Source organism: Gordonia sp. i37, assembly GCF_002043085.1.
In the GTDB taxonomy this organism is placed as follows: Bacteria; Actinomycetota; Actinomycetes; order Mycobacteriales; family Mycobacteriaceae; genus Gordonia; species Gordonia polyisoprenivorans.
Window position 1 is genome coordinate 1 of the sequence record NZ_MVPX01000502.1, and the last position, 2,969, is coordinate 2,969.

At 67.8% G+C, this 2,969-nt stretch carries 1 protein-coding gene and 1 pseudogene; both read left to right on the forward strand.

Annotated features, from left to right (window positions below):
- The first annotated feature begins 179 nt into the window (after positions 1–179).
- Entirely contained in the window at positions 180–1,649 is a 1,470-nt protein-coding gene (locus B1964_RS24555; protein ID WP_079931651.1) for a sigma 54-interacting transcriptional regulator, read from the forward strand.
- Positions 1,650–1,727: 78 nt separating this feature from the next.
- Positions 1,728–2,969, forward strand: a pseudogene (locus tag B1964_RS24560) (hypothetical protein); the annotation flags it as partial.

A 2,969-nucleotide genomic window follows, 5' to 3' on the forward strand; every position in this document is an offset into this window, starting at 1 on the left:
AGCCGGACCTCGCCGACAGCGCTCTTTCCGCCGCCCACAGCGCCCGTCCCGCCGCCGACAGCGCTCTTCCCACCGCCGACAGCGCTCGCTGAAGCGCTGTCGGCGTGGTGGCGAGCGCTGTCGGCGAAAGCAGGGGCGCCGTCGGCGAACCGGGCGCGACCGCGGCTCTCCGGCGTACCGTGGACGAGGTGGCAGAAGACTTCACATCCGGGGATTTCACGACCGACGCCCCGACCGGCGGTTCAACGACCACCGAAACCCGTCATCCCTCTCCTCGCACCCTTGGTGAACTGCGCGCAAGCGGTCATGTGCAGCGCAGCATCCGCGACGAGATCCGCAACAACCTGCTGACCGCGCTGCGCGAAGGCAGCGATCCGTGGCCGGGCATCGTCGGATTCGAGGCGACGGTCATCCCGCAACTCGAACGTGCGCTGCTCGCCGGACACGACGTCGTCATGCTCGGCGAACGCGGCCAGGGCAAGACCCGCATCCTGCGGACCCTCGTGGGCCTGCTCGACGAGTGGACGCCCGTGATCGCCGGCTCCGAACTCGGTGAGCATCCCTACGAGCCGATCACCCCGGCATCGATCCGCAAGGCCGCCAACCTCCTCGACGACCTGCCCATCGAATGGCGCCATCGCAACGAGCGCTACAGCGAGAAGCTCGCCACCCCGGACACCTCGGTGGCCGATCTCGTCGGCGATATCGACCCGATGAAGGTCGCCGAAGGGCGTAGCCTCGGTGATCCGGAGACCATCCACTTCGGGCTCATCCCGCGCGCACACCGTGGCATCGTCGCCATCAACGAGCTCCCCGACCTGGCCGAACGCATCCAGGTGTCGATGCTGAACGTGATGGAAGAGCGCGACATCCAGGTCCGCGGCTACACGCTGCGCCTTCCGCTGGACGTGCTCGTGATGGCCAGCGCCAACCCCGAGGACTACACCAACCGCGGGCGCATCATCACCCCGCTCAAGGACCGCTTCGGCGCCGAGATCCGTACGCACTACCCGATCGAACTCGACGACGAGGTCGCCGTCATCGAGCAGGAGGCCGACCTCACCGCCACGGTGCCGACCTTCATCACCGAGATCCTCGCGCGGTTCACCCGCTACGCCCGCGACCACCCGTCGATCGATCAGCGATCGGGTGTGTCGGCGCGGTTCTCGATTGCCGGCGCCGAGACCGTTGCCGCGGCGGCGTTGCATCGCGCGGCCGTCACCGGCGAAGAGGTGCCGGTGGCGCGCGTCGTCGACCTGGAATCGGTGATCGAGGTGCTGCGCGGCAAGATCGAGTTCGAGTCCGGCGAAGAGGGACGTGAACTCGAGATCCTCGAGCACCTGATGCGCAAGTCCGTCGCCGACACGGTGCGCGCCCATCTCGGCGGCATCGACATGGCGCCGCTGGTGTCGGCATTGGAGGCCGGTGAGCTCGTGGTCACCGGTGACCGGGTGCCCGCCGCGGACTTCCTCGGCTCCCTGCCGTCACCGGAGACCACCGCGCCGGTGATCGATGAGATCGCCGAACGACTTGAGGCCGGCTCAGATGGGGAGCGGGCCAGCGCCGTCGAACTCGCCCTGGAGGGGCTGTTCCTGGCGCGACGCATCGGCAAAGAGGCCGACGAGTCGGGGCAGACGATCTACGGCTGATCACCCGCCGATCCACGCATTCCTGCGATCCACGGCCGGGCACCGTCCCGGCGGATTCGACGAACTCCGGAGAAACCCATGGTGCAGAAGAACTTTCACCGATCCCGGTATCAGCGCTACACCGGTGGGCCGGATCCGTTGGCGCCACCGGTGGATCTGCGGGAGGCGCTGAGCGAGATCGGCGACGACGTGATGGCCGGCGTCAGCCCACAGCGGGCGCTGCAGGAGTTCCTGCGACGCGGGTCGCAGGACATGCGGGGTCTGGACAAGCTGCGCGAGCAAGTGAACCGGCGGCGTCAGGAGCTGCTCAAGAAGCGCAACCTCGACGGCACCTTCACCGAGATCCGTGAACTCCTCGACCGGGCGGTGCTCAACGAGCGCAAACAACTCGCCCGCGACCTCGACGACGACGCACGGTTCGCCGAGATGCAGATCGGCAGTCTCCCGGCCTCCACGGCGCAGGCCGTCGAGGAACTCTCCGATTACCAGTGGCGCAGCCCCGAGGCGCAGCAGGACTACGACAAGATCAAGGATCTCCTCGGCCGCGAACTGCTCGATCAGCGTTTCGCTGGGATGAAGGAGGCGCTCGAGGGCGCCACTGACGCCGACCGGCAGCGGGTGTCGGAGATGCTCTCCGACCTCAACGACCTCCTCAATGCCCACAACCGCGGTGAGGACACGTCGCAGGCGTTCGACGAGTTCATGGACAAACACGGCGAGTACTTTCCCGAGAACCCGCGCAACACCGAGGAACTCATCGATTCGCTGGCGCAGCGGGCTGCCGCGGCCCAGCAGTTCTACAACTCGCTGACCCCCGAGCAGCGGGCCGAACTCGATCAGCTCGCGCAGCAGGCATTCGGGTCGCCGGATCTGATGAGTCAACTCGCGCAAATGGATTCGGCGCTGCGGCAGGCCCGGCCGGGGCTCGACTGGGACAACGCCCAGGAGTTCTCCGGCGATCAGCAGATGGGCCTGGGGGAGGGGGCCGCGGCACTGCGCGACATCTCCGAACTCGAGGCGCTCTCCGAGCAACTGTCCCAGCAGTACGCCGGTGCGCAGATGGACGACATCGACATCGACGCGCTGGAACGGCAACTCGGTGAGCAGGCCGGGGTCGACGCCCGCACCCTGCAGGAACTGGAGAAGGCGCTGCGCGAGGAGGGCTTCTTCGACCGCACCGCCGACGGCCGACTCCGACTGAGCCCCAAGGCGATGCGTCAACTCGGGCAGGCGATCTTCCGGGACATCGCCGACCAGATGGGTGCTCGTGGCGACCGCCAGACCCGCAACAGTGGTCTGCTCGGCGAGCCGACCGGCTCC